The sequence below is a fragment of the Lentzea alba genome (assembly GCF_011067745.1).
Classification (GTDB): domain Bacteria; phylum Actinomycetota; class Actinomycetes; order Mycobacteriales; family Pseudonocardiaceae; genus Lentzea; species Lentzea alba.
This window is the reverse complement of record NZ_JAAMPJ010000006.1, coordinates 192,763-210,041: the sequence shown is the minus strand read 5'-3', so window position 1 is coordinate 210,041 and position 17,279 is coordinate 192,763. Positions and strand designations below refer to the sequence as shown.

At 67.0% G+C, this 17,279-nt stretch carries 16 protein-coding genes, 2 tRNA genes and 1 pseudogene; 13 read left to right on the top strand and 6 right to left on the bottom strand.

What is annotated here, in order from left to right; genetic code table 11:
- The first annotated feature begins 101 nt into the window (after positions 1-101).
- The 7 genes and pseudogenes from G7043_RS23080 (at position 102) to G7043_RS23055 (ending at position 7,159) form a co-directional block, all read left to right on the top strand.
- Complete coding sequence (locus G7043_RS23080; protein ID WP_242642573.1) at positions 102-635, top strand: DciA family protein; 534 nt, start codon at positions 102-104, stop codon at positions 633-635.
- Between the two features lie 228 nt (positions 636-863).
- The gene (gene gyrB, locus G7043_RS23075) at positions 864-2,831 is read left to right on the top strand and encodes a DNA topoisomerase (ATP-hydrolyzing) subunit B (RefSeq protein ID WP_166048662.1); all 1,968 of its coding nucleotides are present in this window, start codon (positions 864-866) and stop codon (positions 2,829-2,831) included.
- Between the two features lie 55 nt (positions 2,832-2,886).
- Positions 2,887-5,442: a DNA gyrase subunit A gene (gyrA, locus tag G7043_RS23070; protein ID WP_166048660.1), complete on the top strand. Its 2,556-nt coding sequence runs from the start codon at positions 2,887-2,889 to the stop codon at positions 5,440-5,442.
- A 477-nt stretch (positions 5,443-5,919) separates the two neighbouring features.
- On the top strand, positions 5,920-6,540 hold the full coding sequence (locus tag G7043_RS23065; RefSeq protein ID WP_313888057.1) for a DUF3566 domain-containing protein: 621 nt from the start codon (positions 5,920-5,922) through the stop codon (positions 6,538-6,540).
- Positions 6,541-6,613: 73 nt separating this feature from the next.
- Positions 6,614-6,687 (top strand) — tRNA-Ile (locus G7043_RS23060).
- Between the two features lie 233 nt (positions 6,688-6,920).
- Positions 6,921-7,040, top strand: a pseudogene (locus G7043_RS48465) (DLW-39 family protein); the annotation flags it as partial.
- A 46-nt stretch (positions 7,041-7,086) separates the two neighbouring features.
- Positions 7,087-7,159: transfer RNA gene (locus G7043_RS23055), tRNA-Ala, on the top strand.
- A 213-nt stretch (positions 7,160-7,372) separates the two neighbouring features.
- Here the strand turns inward: G7043_RS23055 and G7043_RS23050 are convergent.
- On the bottom strand, positions 7,373-7,765 hold the full coding sequence (locus G7043_RS23050; protein WP_166048658.1) for a DoxX family protein: 393 nt from the start codon (positions 7,763-7,765) through the stop codon (positions 7,373-7,375).
- Positions 7,766-7,880: 115 nt separating this feature from the next.
- On the opposite strand from G7043_RS23050, the gene G7043_RS23045 reads away from it, so the two are divergent.
- A complete protein-coding gene (locus G7043_RS23045; protein WP_166048656.1) occupies positions 7,881-8,414 on the top strand; it encodes a DUF2020 domain-containing protein in 534 nt (177 codons plus the stop codon).
- Between the two features lie 59 nt (positions 8,415-8,473).
- Here G7043_RS23045 and G7043_RS23040 read toward each other — a convergent pair whose 3' ends face one another.
- Entirely contained in the window at positions 8,474-9,040 is a 567-nt protein-coding gene (locus tag G7043_RS23040; RefSeq protein ID WP_166048654.1) for a hypothetical protein, read from the bottom strand.
- A 95-nt stretch (positions 9,041-9,135) separates the two neighbouring features.
- Between G7043_RS23040 and G7043_RS23035 the strand changes: the two genes are divergently transcribed.
- Together G7043_RS23035 and G7043_RS49950 are read left to right on the top strand one after the other, a co-directional pair.
- Positions 9,136-9,684: a peptidylprolyl isomerase gene (locus G7043_RS23035; protein ID WP_166048652.1), complete on the top strand. Its 549-nt coding sequence runs from the start codon at positions 9,136-9,138 to the stop codon at positions 9,682-9,684.
- Positions 9,681-10,598 carry a rhomboid family intramembrane serine protease gene (locus tag G7043_RS49950; RefSeq protein WP_313888031.1) on the top strand — a complete coding sequence of 306 codons (918 nt, stop codon included), beginning with the start codon at positions 9,681-9,683 and terminating at the stop codon, positions 10,596-10,598. The genes G7043_RS23035 and G7043_RS49950 overlap by 4 nt, the downstream gene beginning before the upstream one ends.
- 6 nt (positions 10,599-10,604) lie before the next feature.
- On the opposite strand, the gene G7043_RS23025 is transcribed toward G7043_RS49950, so the two are convergent.
- Together G7043_RS23025 and crgA are read right to left on the bottom strand one after the other, a co-directional pair.
- Entirely contained in the window at positions 10,605-11,000 is a 396-nt protein-coding gene (locus G7043_RS23025) for a PH domain-containing protein (RefSeq protein ID WP_166048650.1), read from the bottom strand.
- A 248-nt stretch (positions 11,001-11,248) separates the two neighbouring features.
- Positions 11,249-11,515 (bottom strand): cell division protein CrgA, encoded by a 267-nt coding sequence (gene crgA, locus G7043_RS23020; protein WP_030465604.1) that lies wholly within the window; start codon positions 11,513-11,515, stop codon positions 11,249-11,251.
- Positions 11,516-11,947: 432 nt separating this feature from the next.
- On the opposite strand from crgA, the gene G7043_RS23015 reads away from it, so the two are divergent.
- Together G7043_RS23015 and G7043_RS23010 are read left to right on the top strand one after the other, a co-directional pair.
- Positions 11,948-12,919: a class E sortase gene (locus G7043_RS23015; protein WP_278185832.1), complete on the top strand. Its 972-nt coding sequence runs from the start codon at positions 11,948-11,950 to the stop codon at positions 12,917-12,919.
- Positions 12,919-13,074, top strand: coding sequence for a hypothetical protein (locus G7043_RS23010; protein WP_166048648.1), 156 nt, complete (start codon positions 12,919-12,921; stop codon positions 13,072-13,074). Before G7043_RS23015 ends, G7043_RS23010 begins: the two co-directional genes overlap by 1 nt.
- A gap of 56 nt (positions 13,075-13,130) precedes the next feature.
- Here G7043_RS23010 and G7043_RS23005 read toward each other — a convergent pair whose 3' ends face one another.
- The gene (locus tag G7043_RS23005; protein ID WP_166048646.1) at positions 13,131-14,474 is read right to left on the bottom strand and encodes an FAD-dependent oxidoreductase; all 1,344 of its coding nucleotides are present in this window, start codon (positions 14,472-14,474) and stop codon (positions 13,131-13,133) included.
- A gap of 77 nt (positions 14,475-14,551) precedes the next feature.
- Between G7043_RS23005 and G7043_RS23000 the strand changes: the two genes are divergently transcribed.
- Positions 14,552-15,193, top strand: coding sequence for an aminodeoxychorismate/anthranilate synthase component II (locus tag G7043_RS23000; RefSeq protein ID WP_166048644.1), 642 nt, complete (start codon positions 14,552-14,554; stop codon positions 15,191-15,193).
- 66 nt (positions 15,194-15,259) lie between these two features.
- Here the strand turns inward: G7043_RS23000 and pknB are convergent, their stop codons facing one another.
- Positions 15,260-17,269 carry a Stk1 family PASTA domain-containing Ser/Thr kinase gene (gene pknB, locus G7043_RS22995; RefSeq protein WP_166048642.1) on the bottom strand — a complete coding sequence of 670 codons (2,010 nt, stop codon included), beginning with the start codon at positions 17,267-17,269 and terminating at the stop codon, positions 15,260-15,262.
- Positions 17,270-17,279: the final 10 nt, after the last annotated feature.

The window sequence follows — 17,279 nt, the reverse complement described above, 5'->3', positions numbered from 1 at the left end:
AGGGTGCAAAAGCCCCACATGTAGCTCGATCGGGTGTGTCCGCCCACACATCTGGGGACAAGTCTGTGGATGGTGTGGATAACTCCGTCACAAATCCGGACTTGTCCACAGGTTTCCTCACACCTGGGGGTGAACCCCTGAAGGGGTCTGACCTCGCACGGGCCGCTCTCGAGGCCGCGAAGGCCAGCGCGAAAGCCCGCGGCAGGGTGCCCGGTAGCAAGTCGAAGGGCCGCCCGGTCAACCGTCGGCGCCGGCGCTGGTCGGGGCCGGGTCCGGACGACCGCGACCCCCAGCCGCTCGGCCGGATCGCCTCCCGGATCGCCGCGGACCGCGGCTGGGTCGAGCAACTCCAGGGTGGCCAGGTCTTCGGCCGTTGGGCAAAATTAGTGGGAGAGGACGTCGCCGAGCACGCGAAACCGATCGCGCTCAGTGACGGGGAACTGACGGTCCAGGCGTCGTCGACGGCGTGGGCCACTCAGCTGCGCCTGCTGCAGCGCGATCTGCTCAAGCGGATTGCTGCGGGTGTCGGTCACGGCGTCGTCAAACGGCTCAAGATCAAGGGTCCGGACGCGCCGAACTGGCGACACGGCCCCAGGCACGTTCCTGGACGCGGTCCGCGTGACACCTACGGGTGAGGTCCTGTCAAGCGCTCAGCGGCCGTTCTGCGGCTCAATGAGCGTTCACCTGCGGATTTGAACCCCCATTTCAGCGGTCCGCACCCATCTTCAGCCGATTCAGGGCCTCTGTGACCGAATCAAAGGTGTCCTTGGCCCCGTTCTGTCGTGGTGCACCGGTAGAATCACGGGGAGCGTCACCCATCAACGTGCGGGCCGTGCCCGCATCAGCGAGGAGACTCCAGGCCCGTGTCAGCAAAGAAGAATGAGTACGGCGCGTCCTCGATCACTGTCCTCGAGGGTCTCGAGGCAGTGCGCAAGAGGCCGGGCATGTACATCGGCTCGACCGGCGAGCGCGGTCTGCACCACCTGGTCCAGGAGGTTGTGGACAACTCGGTCGACGAGGCGATGGCGGGCTACGCGACAACGGTAGACGTCACCCTGCTGGCCAACGGCGGCGTCCGGGTGATCGACGACGGTCGTGGCATCCCGACCGACGTCCACCCGGTGGAGGGCATCCCGACCGTCGAGGTCGTCATGACCAAGCTGCACGCGGGCGGCAAGTTCGACAGCGACTCCTACGCGGTGTCCGGCGGTCTGCACGGTGTCGGCATCTCTGTGGTGAACGCGCTGTCCACGGCCGTCGACCTGGAGATCAAGCACAAGGGTTTCCTCTGGACCCAGCGCTACGAGAACGCCAAGCCGACGCCGCTGGAGAAGGGCGCGCCGACGACCGAGACCGGTACCTCGGTCACGTTCTGGGCCGACCCGGAGATCTTCGAGACCACCGAGTACAACGTCGAGACGATCGCGCGCCGGCTGCAGGAGATGGCGTTCCTCAACAAGGGGATCACGATCGTCCTGCGCGACGAGCGGGTCTCGGAGGCGGACGAGGAAGCCGACGCCGAGGGCCACAAGGCCGCGGTGAAGGAGCGCGTCTTCCACTACCCAGGTGGTCTGGAGGACTTCGTCCGCCACATCAACCACACGCGCGAGGCCGTGCACCAGAAGGTGATCGGTTTCGAGGCGCAGGGCGAGGACCTCCAGGTCGAGGTCGCGATGCAGTGGAACACCGGCTACACGGCGTCGGTCTACACCTTCGCGAACACGATCAACACGCACGAGGGCGGCACCCACGAAGAGGGCTTCCGCGCCGCGTTGACGCGTGTCGTCAACGAGTACGCGCGCGAGAAGAAGCTCCTCAAGGAGAAGGACACCAACCTCACCGGTGACGACATCCGCGAGGGTCTCGCCGCGATCATCTCGGTGAAGTTGAAGGAGCCCCAGTTCGAGGGCCAGACGAAGACCAAGCTGGGCAACAGCGAGGCCAAGTCGTTCGTGCAGAAGTCGACGAATGAGCACCTGGCCGACTGGTTCGAGCGGCACCCCAACGAGGCGAAGACGATCGTCACCAAGTCGGTGTCGTCGGCGCAGGCCCGCATCGCCGCCCGCAAGGCCCGCGAGCTGGTGCGCCGCAAGGGCGCGCTGGACATCGGCGGCCTGCCCGGCAAGCTGAAGGACTGCCGCTCGACCGAGCCGGAGCGCTGCGAGCTCTACATCGTCGAGGGTGACTCCGCAGGCGGCTCAGCCAAGGAAGGCCGCGACTCGATGTACCAGGCGATCCTGCCGATCCGCGGCAAGATCATCAACGTCGAGAAGGCGCGCATCGACCGCGTTCTGAAGAACACCGAGGTCCAGTCGCTGATCACGGCGCTCGGCACCGGTATCCACGACGAGTTCGACCTGTCGAAGCTGCGCTACCACAAGATCGTGCTGATGGCCGACGCCGACGTCGACGGCCAGCACATCCGCACGCTGCTGCTCACGCTGCTGTTCCGCTTCATGCAGCCGCTCATCGAGCACAACCACGTCTACCTCGCGCAGCCGCCGCTCTACAAGATCAAGTGGCAGCGCGCCGAGCCGGAGTACGTCTACTCCGACCGCGAGCGCGACGCCGTGATCAAGGCAGGTCTCGAGGGCGGCAAGAGGCTCGGCAAGGACGACAACATCCAGCGGTACAAGGGTCTTGGCGAGATGAACGCCGAGGAGCTGTGGGAGACCACGATGGACCCGGCCAACCGGATCCTGCGGCAGGTCACCATGGACGACGCGGCCACCGCCGACGAGCTGTTCAGCGTGCTCATGGGCGAGGACGTCGAGGCACGCCGTTCGTTCATCACCCGCAACGCCAAGAGCATCAAGTTCCTGGACATCTGAGTCCGGTCTTGGCACCTAGGCACCCTGGCGTTACTGGCGAGAAGGAAAGAGAACAGTGACCGAGACGACTCTGCCCCCGGACCACGACCGCATCGAGCCGGTCGAGATCCAGCAGGAGATGCAGAACTCGTACATCAACTACGCGATGTCCGTCATCGTGGGTCGTGCGCTGCCGGACGTGCGTGACGGGTTGAAGCCCGTGCACGTCCGCGTTCTGTACTCGATGTTCGACTCCGGCTTCCGCCCCGACCGCGGCTTCAACAAGTGCGCCCGCGTCGTCGGCGACGTGATGGGCAACTACCACCCGCACGGCGACTCGGCGATCTACGACGCGTTGGTGCGCCTCGCCCAGCCGTGGGCGCTGCGCTACCCGTTGATCCAGGGACAGGGCAACTTCGGCTCGCCGGGCAACGATCCGGCTGCCGCGATGCGCTACACGGAATGCCGGCTCTCCCCGTTGGCCATGCACATGCTGGCCGACATCGAGGAAGAGACCGTCGACTTCCGCGACAACTACGACGGCCGCATCCAGGAGCCGGTCGTCCTTCCGGCGCGCATCCCCAACCTGCTGATCAACGGCAGCTCGGGCATCGCGGTCGGCATGGCGACCAACATCCCACCGCACAACCTCCGCGAGGTGGCGGACGCGGTGGTGTGGGCGCTGGACAACCACGAGGCCTCCGACGAGGAGACCCTCGAGGCGACGATCGCCCGGATCAAGGGCCCGGACTTCCCGACGTACGGCCAGATCCTCGGCACCTCCGGCATCGAGGACGCGTATCGCACCGGCCGCGGCTCGGTCCGCATGCGCGCGGTCGTCGAGATGGACGAGGACGCCAAGGGCCGCACGATCCTGGTCGTCACCGAGCTGCCGTACCAGGTGAACCCGGACAACCTGGTCGAGAACATCGCCGCGCTCGTGCGCGACGCCAAGCTCACCGGCATCGCGAACATCGCGGACGAGTCGAACCGCCGCATCGGCATGCGCATCGTGATCACGCTCAAGCGCGACGCGGTGGCGAAGGTCGTGCTGAACAACCTCTACAAGCACACCCAGCTGCAGTACTCGTTCGGTGTGAACATGCTGGCGCTGGTCGACGGCGTGCCGCGCACGCTGCGGATCGACCAGATGATCCGCCACTACGTGAAGCACCAGATCGAGGTCATCGTCCGGCGCACGCGGTTCCGCCTGCGCAAGGCCGAAGAGCGCGCGCACATCCTGCGCGGTCTGGTGAAGGCGCTCGACCAGCTCGACGCGGTGATCGCGTTGATCCGCCGGTCCGAGACGCCGGACATCGCGCGCACGGGCCTGATGGAGCTCCTCGAGGTCGACGAGGTCCAGGCCAACGCGATCCTGGAGATGCAGCTCCGCCGGCTGGCCGCCCTCGAGCGTCAGAAGATCATCGACCAGTTGGCCGAGATCGAGCTGGAGATCGCGGACCTCAAGGACATCCTCGAGAAGCCGGAGCGGCAGCGCAAGATCGTGCGCGACGAGCTCACTGCGATCGTGGACAAGTTCGGCGACGACCGCCGCACGAAGATCATTCCGTTCGACGGCGACGTGTCCATGGAGGACCTGATCGCGGTCGAGGACGTGGTCGTCACGATCACTCGCACCGGCTACGCGAAGCGCACCAAGACCGACCTCTACCGGGCGCAGAAGCGCGGCGGCAAGGGCGTCCAGGGCGCGCAGCTCAAGCAGGACGACATCGTGGCGCACTTCTTCGTGTGCTCGACGCACGACTGGATCCTGTTCTTCACGAACAAGGGCCGTGTGTACCGCACGAAGGCATACGAACTGCCTGAGGCGAACCGCAACGCCCGCGGCCAGCACGTGGCGAACCTCCTCGCCTTCCAGCCGGAGGAGGAGATCGCGCAGGTCATCCAGATCAAGAACTACGAGGTCTCGCCGTACCTCGTGCTCGCCACCCGCAAGGGCCTGGTCAAGAAGTCGAAGCTCTCCGACTTCGACTCCAACCGATCGGGTGGTCTTATCGGCATCAACCTGCGCGAGGACGACGAGCTGGTCGGCGCCGTGCTCTGCTCGGCCGACGACGACCTGCTGATGGTGTCCGCGGACGGCCAGTCGATCCGCTTCCACGCGACCGACGACGTGCTGCGCCCGATGGGGCGTGCCACCTCAGGCGTGCAGGGCATGCGGTTCAACGCCGAAGACGAGCTGCTGTCCGTGGGCGTCGTCCAGGAAGGCCTGTTCGTTTTGGTCGCGACGGACGGTGGGTACTCGAAGCGGACGCCGATCGAGGACTACCCGGTCCAGGGTCGCGGTGGCAAGGGTGTGCTGACCATTCAGCACGACCGCCGACGTGGCAGGCTGGTGGGAGCGCTCATCGTCGACGTCGACGACGAGCTTTACGCCATCACCTCGACCGGCGGGGTCATCCGGACCCGAGCCGAGCAGGTGCGCAAAGCTGGACGGCAGACGAAGGGCGTGCGGCTGATGAACCTCGGCGAAAGCACCACTTTGATCGCCGTCGCACGCAACGCGGACGAGCCCAGCGACGTCACTAACGGTGAGACGTCTGCCGCGGAAGACGCAGCAGTGGACTCTGCCGCCGACCAGGCAGCCAGCCCCACCGACTCGGCTGAGTAGTCGGAATTGCTAGCGAGAGGCTAAGGACAGCTCGTGACTCCACCCGAGAACCGCGAAGGTCGGGACGCGGACAAGACCGCGGTGATCACCAAGCCGACTCCCCAGAACGCTGCGGAGAAGAAGGCTGACGCGGCCGCGCCGGCGGCCTCCGGTTCCTCGGGTGGGAACGCGCAGGACAAGACCAAGCCTGTGACGGCGGAGAAGGCGACCGAGGCCGCCAAGCCCGCAAAGCCCGAGACTCCGGCCGCTGCGGCTCCCGCTGCTCCGGCCACGCCCGCACCGGCTGCTCCTGCCGAGCAGAAGACCAAGCCGGTCGAGCAGAAGACGGTCGCGCTCGAGACGCCGGCACCGACGCCAGCACCGGCACCGGCACCGGCTGCGGAGACTCCCGCACCGGCGACCACGGCTGCTCCGGCGGCTCCTGCTCCGACCGCCGACGAGCCGGTCGTCGTCTCGGCGCCGCCGCCCTGGCAGCGCGTGACGAACGACACGGAGGCCGCGCAGCAGGACGCGACCCAGGCGTACGTGGCTCCGTCCGCGCCGCCTGCTCCGTCCTCTGCCTCGAACCCCGAGCCGGCCTTCCCGATGACCGACCCGGACACCGTCAAGGTGCAGAAGCCGGTGGTCACGGGCTCGGCCATCCCGGTGGGCCTGGGCAGCAGCCGCACGTCGGTGAACCTCGGCAACGGCGGAGCCCGCCCCGCCGCGGCCACCCCGTCGGCCCGCCGCCCCGGCCGCGGCCCGCGGCGCGCCTCGCTGCAGGTGAAGCGCGTCGACCCGTGGTCGGTGCTCAAGCTCGCCCTGGTGCTGGGCGTCGCGCTGTTCTTCGTCTGGCTCGTGGCGGTCGGCGTGCTCTACGGCGTCCTGCACGGCATGGGCGTCTGGGACAAGATCAACAGCACCGCGAACGACCTGCTCCAGGCCAACGAACCGGGCGAACCGTTGATCAGCGCCGGCCGCGTGTTCGGCGTCTCGGCGATCATCGGTGCCGTCAACATCGTGCTGTTCACGGCCCTCGCGACCGTGGGCGCGTTCGTCTACAACGTGTCGGCGGATCTGGCTGGTGGCTTGGAGTTGACGCTCTCCGAGCGTGAGTGACCCCCGATTTGGGAGCGGCGAGGACGATCCTGTAAGGTTCTCCTCGTCGCCCCAAGGGGTGACAGTTGATCGAGGGCCTATAGCTCAGGCGGTTAGAGCGCTTCACTGATAATGAAGAGGTCGGAGGTTCAAGTCCTCCTAGGCCCACTCGATTCGGGGCTACTCCTGTCGACGGAAAGCGTCGACCGTATCCCGAATCATCGTATCTTTTTCTGGGGGCCAAGCCCCCAGACCCCCTGCCGGGGGCGAGCCCCCGGACCCCCATCAACATCATTCGCTCGGCAGTCGACTCGGCGGTCGAGCTTCGTTCGTTCCGCAGTCGCCGCGGTGCTGTAACGTGATGGGGTCGTTGTTTTTTACGGTCTTGGGAGGGATTCGAAGTGGCTAAGAAGATCATCGCACTCGTCGTGGTCGCCGGTGCGGTCCTGTTCTTCGTGAAGCGCAGCCGTTCGGCCAAGGCCGACGCGGACCTGTGGCGCGAGGCCACCGCTCCCACCGACTGATCTCGGTTTCGATCTGACGGACGGCCCGCCGCCCTCGGATCTCGGGGACGTAGCTCAATTGGCAGAGCACCGCCTTTGCAAGGCGGGGGTTAGGGGTTCGATTCCCCTCGTCTCCATTCGTACCTCGGGCCGAGGAGTGTCTGCAGAAAGCGCAGACCTCCTCGGCCCGAAGTGTTTTCTGGGGGCCGAGCCCCAGACTCCACAGCCGGGGGCTTCGCCCCCGGACCCCCGGTCGGCTTGCCTTCGGCATCGCCGCCCCACCTGAGCTGGAAAAGCTGAAGCCCTGTTCGCGCCGCAGCGAACAGGGCTTCAGTGCTTTAGTAGTCACTTCACGCGTTGGCGAGTGACTTCTTCGACGACTTGCGAAGATGGTCGATGCTCCACGCGCCGGCGCCCGTGAACACCAGCAGCAGGAACACCCACGAGTAGACCGCCGCGAGCTCGCCGCCGTTCTGGATCGGCAGCAGGCCCCTGGGCTGGTGCACCACGAAGTAGGCGTAAGCCATGGCGCCGGAGGCGATCAGTGCGGCCCATCGTGTCCACAGGCCGATCACGATGAGGCTGCCACCGATCAGTTCGATCAGGCTCATGGGTCCGCTCGGCCACGACAGCAGGGCGGTTCCCTTCGCCATCTTCTGCACTCCGTGGATCACGAAGAGCACTCCGATCACGATGCGGAACAGCGCCAGGGCGTGCTCTCGTCGTTGCTCCAGGAACTCCATGACAGGGTCCTTCCGAGGCAGGGGGAGGGGACAGGGACCAGGGCACAAAAGGCATGGACCGATTCAGAGTGTGCCGCGAATGGGTGCTCTCGGTATCTGGTTGACTGTTGCCCCTATGAAACGAGCACTGTTGCTGCCCCTGCTCGGCGTACTCGCCGCGTGCGGCACCGATGTCGCCCAGAACGTGCCGGTGCCCACGACCCAGACCCAGCAGGTCACCACCACGACCAGCGCCGCTCCGACAGTGCCGCCCGCGCCCCAGCCCGCGACCGACGGCACCTGCCCGTACCTCGCGACCGGATTCGTCGCCGAGGCGAACGGTCAGCGGGTGCCCAAGGTGAAACTGTCAACGGACTCGCCCCACCCGGCGTGCTTCTTCTACGCCAATGCGACCGAGATCCAACTGACCGTGCGCGTGTACGTGGGTGACGAGCGCGTGGCCAAGTTGATCGTCAACGAGGCGGCGCCGGACGGTTCGCAGCCCGCCAGCTCACCCACCGGGTGGGCCGGAGGGTACGTCAGCAACGACACCGGTGTCGTCTACGCCGTCTCGAAAGGCGATGCCGCGGTGGTCGTGACGAGCAACCAGAAGCAGTCGATCAAGGCCCGCCGCATCGCCGAGGAAGCGATCAAGGGCCTGAAGATCTGAGACACGCGCGAACGGGTGGCCTTCCCGAGGGAAGACCACCCGTTCTGCGGTTCGGGAACCTACTTGACCGGTTCCTTCTGGGTCGGCACCTGCCCGTTGAGGACCGGCTCCGGCATCGGAGCCTGCTCCTCGTCCTGCAGGTGGACCTCTTCCGGCCTGCGCGTCAGCGCGATGTAGCCGGCCGCCGCGGCCGCGATCAGGAGTCCGAGCACCCACGGCCACCTGCGGCGCTTCGGTGCGTCCGCACCGAGCTGGGCCGCGGCCTTGCGGATCTCCTTGGCGCGCACCTTGGCGTCCTTGCGCGCGTGCTTCGCTGCCTTCTTCACTTCCTTGCGCACGACCTCGGCCTTGTGCATGAGGTCCGCTCGCGTTTTCGCGCTCTTCTTCGCGAGACGTTTGCGGGACCGGCGGGTTTGCTTCTCCCAGTCCTCGGCCTTGCCCATGAGCGTGTCGGCTCGATCCACGAGCGCGCCGCGCATCTGGTCAGCCGTGATACCGCGCTCCGCGAGCTTCACCTCAGCGGCGTGACCTGCGCGAACGACACCCTGACGCGCGGCCTTCAGACCGGTGCCGACAGCCTTGCCAACGGACTCGCCGGCGCGGGTCATGACGTCCACCTCGTCCATCCTGTGCTCCACAACGTTGTCGTCCGGTTATGCAAGAGAGGTACCCATCGTGCCCCTTTCTGAACATCGCCGCCTGTGGATGGCACGATGGGGTGGTGGCTGACAGCAACGAATCCTTCGTCGGGACCAAGGTGACGGCGACCCTGCACACCACGCAGGGCGACATCCGCATCAACCTGTTCCCCGACCACGCCCCCAAGACGGTGGCGAACTTCGTCGGGCTCGCCGAGGGCACGAAGAACTACACCGAGGCGAACGCAGGTGGCACGAACTCGGGTCCGTTCTACGACGGCACCCTGTTCCACCGCGTCATCGCGGGCTTCATGCTCCAGACCGGCGACCCGACCGGCACCGGTCGCGGTGGCCCCGGCTACCGCTTCGCGGACGAGTTCCACCCCGAACTGCAGTTCAACCGGCCTTACCTGCTCGCGATGGCGAACGCCGGGCCCAACACCAACGGCTCCCAGTTCTTCGTCACCGTGGCGCCGACGACGTGGCTGAACTTCAAGCACACGATCTTCGGTGAGGTCGCCGACCAGGAGTCGCGCGACGTCGTCGACGCGATCGGCAACACCACGACCGGCGCGGGCGACCGTCCGGTCAACGACATCAAGATCGAGCGGATCACGATCGAACGCGCGTGAGCAACGCCCCCGTGCCACCGGACGGGCCGGTCGGAGCGCAGCCGGAGACTCCGGTCTGCGTGCGTCATCCCGATCGGCCCACCCGGCTGCGCTGCACCAGGTGCGACCGTCCGGCCTGCCCGGACTGTCTGCGCGACGCCTCGGTCGGCATGCAATGCGTCGACTGCGTGAACGAGGGCGCCCGCTCGGTTCGCCGTCCCCGCACGCTCGCGGGCGCGGAGATCTCGAACGGCCGGCCGATCATCACGCAGGTGATGATCGCGCTCAACGTGCTCGCGTACGTGGTCACGGTCGTCCAGTCCGGCAGCCCGATGAACAACTCCCGTGCGGGCGTGTTCACGGCTACGTCGATGATCCCGGAGCTCACCGCCAACGGTGAGTGGTGGCGGATCCTCACGTCGGGCTTCATGCACTTCGGCCTGATCCACCTCGTGCTCAACATGGCCGCGCTCTTCGTGGTGGGCCCTGTCATCGAGCAGGAGCTCGGCAAGCTGCGGTACAGCGCCGTGTACTTCCTGTCGCTGCTCGGCGGCAGTGCGGCGGCGTTCTACTTCGGCACGGTCTGCCAGCAGCTCGCCGGCGCGTCCGGCGCGGTGTTCGGCCTGATGGGCGCGCTGCTGATCGTGTTCAAGCGGCAGAAGCGGGACATCTCGACGATCGTCGTGATCGTCGGCATCAACCTGGTGTCGAACCTCTTCACCAACGCCTCGCTTCTCGGGCACCTCGGCGGGTTCGTGATCGGCGGCCTGCTGACGCTCGCGATGGTCAAGGCGCCCCAGCAGAACCGCAACGCCTACCAGATCGGCGCTGTGGTGGCGGCCGCGTTGTTGCTCGGAGTCATGTTCGTGTTGCGTGCCTCCGAACTCGACACGACGGCCGAGATCGTCCTCGAGTACGCCAGGACGTGCCGCTAGAACTCTTCACGGCCGCAGAGCGTGAAGCACTCCGGCCACTTCTTCGGGATCGACGCCGAGGTCCAGTTTCGTGAGCACCACGAGACGGTCGTCGGCGTCGAGTTCCAATGTCTGCTGTTCCCTGCCGAGCCGGCGGGTGGTCTGCAGCTTGACCTTCACCTCGTGCCACGGCAGCAGCGTCGTGCTCGCGAACCCGCGCACGGCAAGCCCGTCCGCGTCCGCGGTGAGCCTCGGCCGGGCGATCGTCGCAAACGCTGCGAGGTAGCTGACCAGCAGCGTTGCCAGTCCGACGAGGAGACGGCCCGCGTTGTCGTCGGTGAGGAACGTCGCGACGGCGAGCAGGAGGGCGAGCACCCACGCGCCGGCGACCAGCGGGGCGGGAGTGGACCAGGTGCGAGTCACACCGTCGAGTGTCCCGCATGAAATGTGGACAACTGAACGGGTCCGCATGAGGGAAAACCGTCGCTTGTGCATTTTGGTGCAAAGTTGTCCACAGGACTTGTCCCCAATGGGGATGACTTACAGCCGTGTGCTTCGGTGACGCTCAGATGAACCAGGTGAACCTGGCGCAAACAAGAGTCGGCCCGGACGTGTGACGTCCGGGCCGACCTCTACGAACAGTGACGTGCCGAGTGCCGAGTGCCGAGTGCCTAGCGCCAGCGCATCGTCATCAGCAGGCCGATGATCATCAGCGCGAAGCCGATGGCGAAGTTCCACGCGCCCAGCTCGAGCATGAACGGGATCTTCTCGGCCGCGATGTAGTTGACGACCAGCCACGCGAGGCCCAGCAGCATGAAGCCGAGCATGACAACGACGTAGACCGGGTGAGACGGTCCCGCTGCCTTGACCTTGACCGGCGTGCGGCGGTCAGTGGGTGCGGTGTAGACCGCCTTCTTCCGGACCTTGGACTTGGGCATGCTGTCCTCGCCTGACGTGGATATCCCTAGTGACGTGAGTTTACGTGCACTACTCGGGAGACACGTTAACGTAGCGAACGTGGTCAGCGAACCACCTGGCAGACGCAGTTGTTTTCAGTTCACAGTCCGTGCGGAGGTTCTCAGGTGAACTCGGGACCCCAGCAGCCGCCTCCACGGCGTCCTGTACCCCGTCGTGATGACCTGCAGCACGTGCGGGCCAACCCCTCTGCGCGCCCACTGCCGCCGCCCGACGCGACCCAGTTCACCAGCGCTTTCTCCGGCAGCCTGCCCCCACCCGGTGCTCCGCCACGGCGCCCCGGCCCGCCTCAGGGACCGCCGCCCGGCACCCCCGCGCCCGGCACCCCCGCGCGCGGAATGCCCCAGGGCACGCCACCCGGTGGAATGCCTCGCCAGGGAACTCCGCCCGGAGGAATGCCGCGTCAGGGAATGCCGCCGCGTCCGCCCCGTCCTCGCCCGGTCGATCCGCCCACCGAGGTGATCCCGCGAATCGAGGACGACTACGACGACGAGTACTACGACGATGACGAGTACTACGACGACGAACCGAACAAGGCCGCTCCGCCGCCGGACAGCATGGCGCGCAAAGCGGTGCGCGGTTTCGGTGAGGCCCTCATCACGATGGGCCTGGTCGTGCTGCTGTTCGTCGTCTACGAGGTCTACGTGACCGACCTGCTGTCCGCGGAGAAACAGGAAGACGCCACCGCGGCACTCGACTCCGAGTGGAGCTCGAACGTCGTCACGCCGCCCCCGGCCGACCCGAACCGCCAGTCGAAGCTGAACCTCATCGAGGGCAAGGCCTTCGCGAAGATGTACATCCCGGTCTTCGGCAACGACTGGAAGTTCTCGGTCGTCGAGGGCACCACCGACAAGCACCTCGAAATCGGCCCCGGCCACTACAAGGACACCGCCGAGCCGGGGGAGGCGGGCAACTTCGCCATCGCCGGTCACCGCGTCGGCAAGGGTGCCCCGTTCAACGACCTGGACCTGCTCGAGTCCTGCAACGCCGTCGTGGTGCAGACCCAGACCCAGTGGTTCGTCTACCGCGTGCTCCCCATGAGCAGCGAGGTGGCCGGCTGGGCCTCGAACCCGAAGTCGAAGCAACCGTCGTGCGCCGGCGTGGCCCCGCTCTCGACGACCTTCGGCGACGCCTACGCGAAGACCGTCGGCCAGGAGATCGTCGTCCCGACCCAGGGCGAGGTCATCGCCCCGATCCCGCACCAGGTGGGCGCCACCGTGCCGGCCGACAAGCAGGCCCGGCTGCTCACGCTGACGACCTGTCACCCGCGGTTCTCCGACAAGCAACGGCTGATCGTGCACGCCATCGAGACCAAGAGCTACCCGGTGGCCAACGGCTTCGTGCCGCCCGAGATGACGGAGGGCTGATGTACGGCTGGATCTGGCGGCACCTGCCGGGACCGCTGTACCTGCGGATCGCCGAGGCGGTCGTGCTGGTGGTCGGCATCGTGGCGCTGCTGATGTTCGTGGTGTTCCCGTGGGCCGAGCCGAAGCTGCCGTTCAACAACGTCACGACCCAGTGAGCAGGTGAAGCCGCCACCGTGCCCACACGGTGGCGGCTTCATCGGGGAACGGCTGGTCAGCCGTTCGAGATCGTGGTCATCTCCTCGCGCGACACGACCTTCACGCGCTCGCGGCCCTGCACGGCCCCCAGGGCGATCTCGTGCAGGTCGAGGCGGCCCCAGCCCTCGTTCGTCACGAACGGCACGCCGCGCTGCTCGAGGAACTCGACCACCGCGGACGGCGAGGGCGACGTGGCCAACGGCAGCGAGGCGGCGTCTTCGAGCAGGCTGGTGATGGTTTCCAGGGCGTCGCCCTTGGTGTGGCCGATGAGGCCGATCGGGCCGCGCTTGATCCAGCCGGTCGCGTAGACGCCCGGGATGGGCACCTCGTCCAGGTCCAGCACGCGGCCGGCGAGGTGCGGGATCGTGCCGGACACGTGGTCGAACGGGATGTCGGGCAGGTGCGTCGAGAGGTAGCCGACGGCGCGGTACACGGCCTGGACGTCCCAGTCGGTGAAGGCGCCGGTGCCGCGGACGTTGCCGTCACCGGTGAGTTCCTGGGTTTCGGTGCGCAGGCCGACGACCGACGAGGTACCCAGCACCTCGACCGGTGCCTCCAGGAAGTGCAGGTGCAGGCGGCGCGGGCGGTTGCCGACGTCGCGGATCGCCCACTCCTGGAGGGTTTTCACGATCATCTCGACCTGCTTGTTGGTCCTGATCGCGTGCATCGAGGCCTCGTCGAACTCGATGCCCTCGGCGTGGACGATCACCTCGACGTTCGGCGAGTGGTCGAGTTCGCGGAGTTCCAGCGGCGTGAACTTGGCCTGGGCCGGACCGCGGCGGCCGAAGACGTGCACGTCGGTGACCGGTGAGGAGGCCAGACCCTCGTAGACGTTCGACGGGATCTCGGTGACCAGCAGCTCGTCGGCGGTCTTGGCCAGGATCCGGGCCACGTCGAGAGCGACGTTGCCGACACCCAGGACGGCGACCGACGTGGCGGTCAGCGGCCAGGTGCGCGGGACGTCGGGGTGGCCGTCGTACCAGGACACGAAGTCCGCGGCGCCGTAGCTGCCGGGCAGGTCGATGTCGGGGATGTCGAGAGCGCGGTCCGCGGAGGCGCCGGTGGAGAAGATGACGGCGTCGTAGAACTGGCGCAGGTCGTCGAGCTTCACGTCGACGCCGTACTCGACGTTGCCGAAGAAGCGGACGGACGGCTTGTCGAGCACCTTCTGCAAAGCCGAGACGATGCCCTTGATGCGCGGGTGGTCCGGGGCGACGCCGTAGCGGACGAGGCCGTAGGGCGCCGGCAGCTTCTCGAAGAGGTCGATCTGCACGTCGACGTCGGACTTGGTGAGGATGTCGGCGGCGTAGACACCGGCCGGTCCAGCGCCGACGACCGCGACGCGCAAGGGGCGACTCATGACACCTATTTTAGGGAAGCCTTACCTGAGTGCGGACGAGAGCTAACTCACTCGACTCGACCGACTAGGCTCTGTCCATGCGCGTGCTCGTGGTCGACAACTACGACAGCTTCGTCTACAACCTGGTCCAGTACCTGGCTCAGCTGGGTGCGGAGTGCGTCGTGCGGCGCAACGACGAGGTGGACCTCGACGAGATCGACAAGGTCGACGGCGTGCTCGTCAGCCCAGGCCCCGGCACGCCGGAGCGCGCGGGTGCGAGCATCGACGTCATCAAGAAGTGCGCCGACACCGGCAAACCGGTCTTCGGCGTGTGCCTCGGCCACCAGGCGATCGGTGTGGTGTGGGGCGGCACGGTCGACCGCGCACCCGAGTTGCTGCACGGCAAGACGAGCATCGTCTTCCACGAGGGCAAGGGCGTGCTCGACGGCGTGCCGCAGCCGTTCATCGCGACCCGCTACCACTCGTTGACGGTGCTGCCGGAGACGATCCCCGCGGAGTTCGAGGTCACCGGCAAGACCGAGACCGGCATCGTGATGGCCATGCGCCACAAGGAACTTCCGGTCGAGGGTGTGCAGTTCCACCCCGAGTCCGTGCTGACCGACGGCGGCCACCGGATGCTCGCCAACTGGCTCAGGGTCTGCGGCTTCGAGGTCCCCGAGGCCACCGTCGCGCAGCTCGAGAACGGCATGCGCACGCTCGCGGCGGCCGCTCGCCAGTAAGACCGGCTCGTGAAGACCGAAGGGCGGTTCCGGAATCCGGAACCGCCCTTCTCGTCAACCCTGGTGTCAGGTGGTGATGATGCCGGCCTTGCCGATGGTCACCGTCACCGCGGTTCCCTTCGAGATCGGCGAACCCTTCGCCGGTTGCTGGGTGATCACCTTGCCGATCTGCGGCGACCCCGGCTGGACCGTCTGGTCCTGCGTGTTGAGGACGCCGTTCCAGCCCAGTGACTTCAGCTTGTTCTCGGCTTCCTTCTCGGTCATGCCGGTCAGGTCCGGCATCTCGAACTGGTTGCCCTTCGAGACCTTGAGCGTGACGAGCGTGTCCTTGGCCGCCTTGCTGTTGCCGACCGGGTTCTGCGAGATGACCTCGCCCTCGGGCTTGGCGCTGTCGACCTGCTCGATGTTGACCTTGAAGCCGGAACCTTCCAGCGTCTGGCGGGCGTCGGCCTGGTCGTCACCCACGACGTTCGGCACGTTCTGCTTCTCCGGTGCCCTGCCGAGCTGGATGCTGATCGTGCCACCCTTTTTGAGCTTCAGGCCGGTCGCCGGGTTCTGCGCCGCGACCTTGCCGACCTTGGTCGCGTCATCGACCTCGACCTGGTCATTGGCCTGTTGCAGCTTGAAGCCGTTCGGGTCCTTGTCCAGGATCGCCTGAGCTTCCTGCGGGGTCTTGCCCACCAGGTCCGGCACCGTGCCCTCACCGGGAGGAGCGCCGACGGAGATGGTGACCGACGTACCCTTCGTGAGCTGGGTGCCCTCGGGCGGGTTCGTGCCGATGACCTTGTTGATCTGGTCGGCCGTGCACTTGGCCTGTGCGCCGTTCGGGCCGGGCTCGCAGGCGACGTCCTCCTGGGCGGCCACGAGGCCCGCCTTCTGGACCTTCTCCTTGGCCTCCAACGGGCTCAGGCCGACGATCGACGGCACGGGAACCTTCTCCGCCGCCTCGTTGCTCGTGCTCATCACGTTCTTGGTGATCCACGCGGCGAGGCCGAGGACGGCCACGCACAGGATCGCCACCAGCGTGATCATGATGGCCTTCTTGCGCTTCGCGCGACGTTCTTCTTCCTCGTCGGCGATCGGGTCGTAGTCGTCGTCCGGCTCCGACTTCAACGCCGCCGGGCGGTGCCGGCCACCGCCGGAGATCACCTGCGTCCGGCCGGTGCGCGCCGCCGCCTGCTCGTTCATCACGGCGGTGCGGTCCTCGGCCGTCATGACGGCCGGCGCGGACGGACGCTGACCCGACAGCACGCGGACCAGGTCGGCTCGCATCTCGGCGGCCGACTGGTAGCGGTTCGCCGGACCCTTCGACATCGCCTTCAGCACGATCGCGTCGAGCTGCGGCGACACCTTCGGGTTCAGCTGTGACGGGGCCTTCGGGTCTTCCCGCACGTGCTGGTACGCGACGGCGACAGGGGAGTCACCGGTGAACGGGGGCTCGCCGGTCAGCAGTTCGAACAGCACGCAGCCGGCCGCGTAGACGTCGGAACGGGCGTCAACGGACTCGCCGCGCGCCTGCTCCGGCGACAGGTACTGGGCCGTGCCGATGACCGCGGCGGTCTGCGTGACCGCGGCCTGGCCGTCGTGCAGCGCTCTGGCGATGCCGAAGTCCATGACCTTCACGGCGCCGGACTTCGTGATCATCACGTTGGCCGGCTTCACGTCGCGGTGGACGATGCCGTGCCGGTGGCTGAAGTCGAGTGCGGCCGAGACGTCGGCCATGACCTCCATCGCGCGCTTGCCCGACAGCGGGCCCTGCGTCTTCACGATGTCGCGCAGCGTTCGTCCGTCGACGAACTCCATCACGATGTAGGGCAGCGGGCCGTACTCGGTCTGCGTCTCGCCGGTGTCGTAGACGGCGACGATCGCCGGGTGGTTCAGGGCGGCGGAGTTCTGCGCCTCGCGGCGGAACCGTTCCTGGAACTGGGCGTCGCGAGCGAGGTCAGCGCGCAGCACCTTGATCGCCACGTCTCTGCCGAGGCGGACGTCCCGCCCCTTGTGGACCTCGGACATGCCGCCGTAGCCGAGGGTCTCACCCAGTTCGTAGCGGTTTGAGAGCAGTCGTGGAGTGCTCATCGGTGCTTCG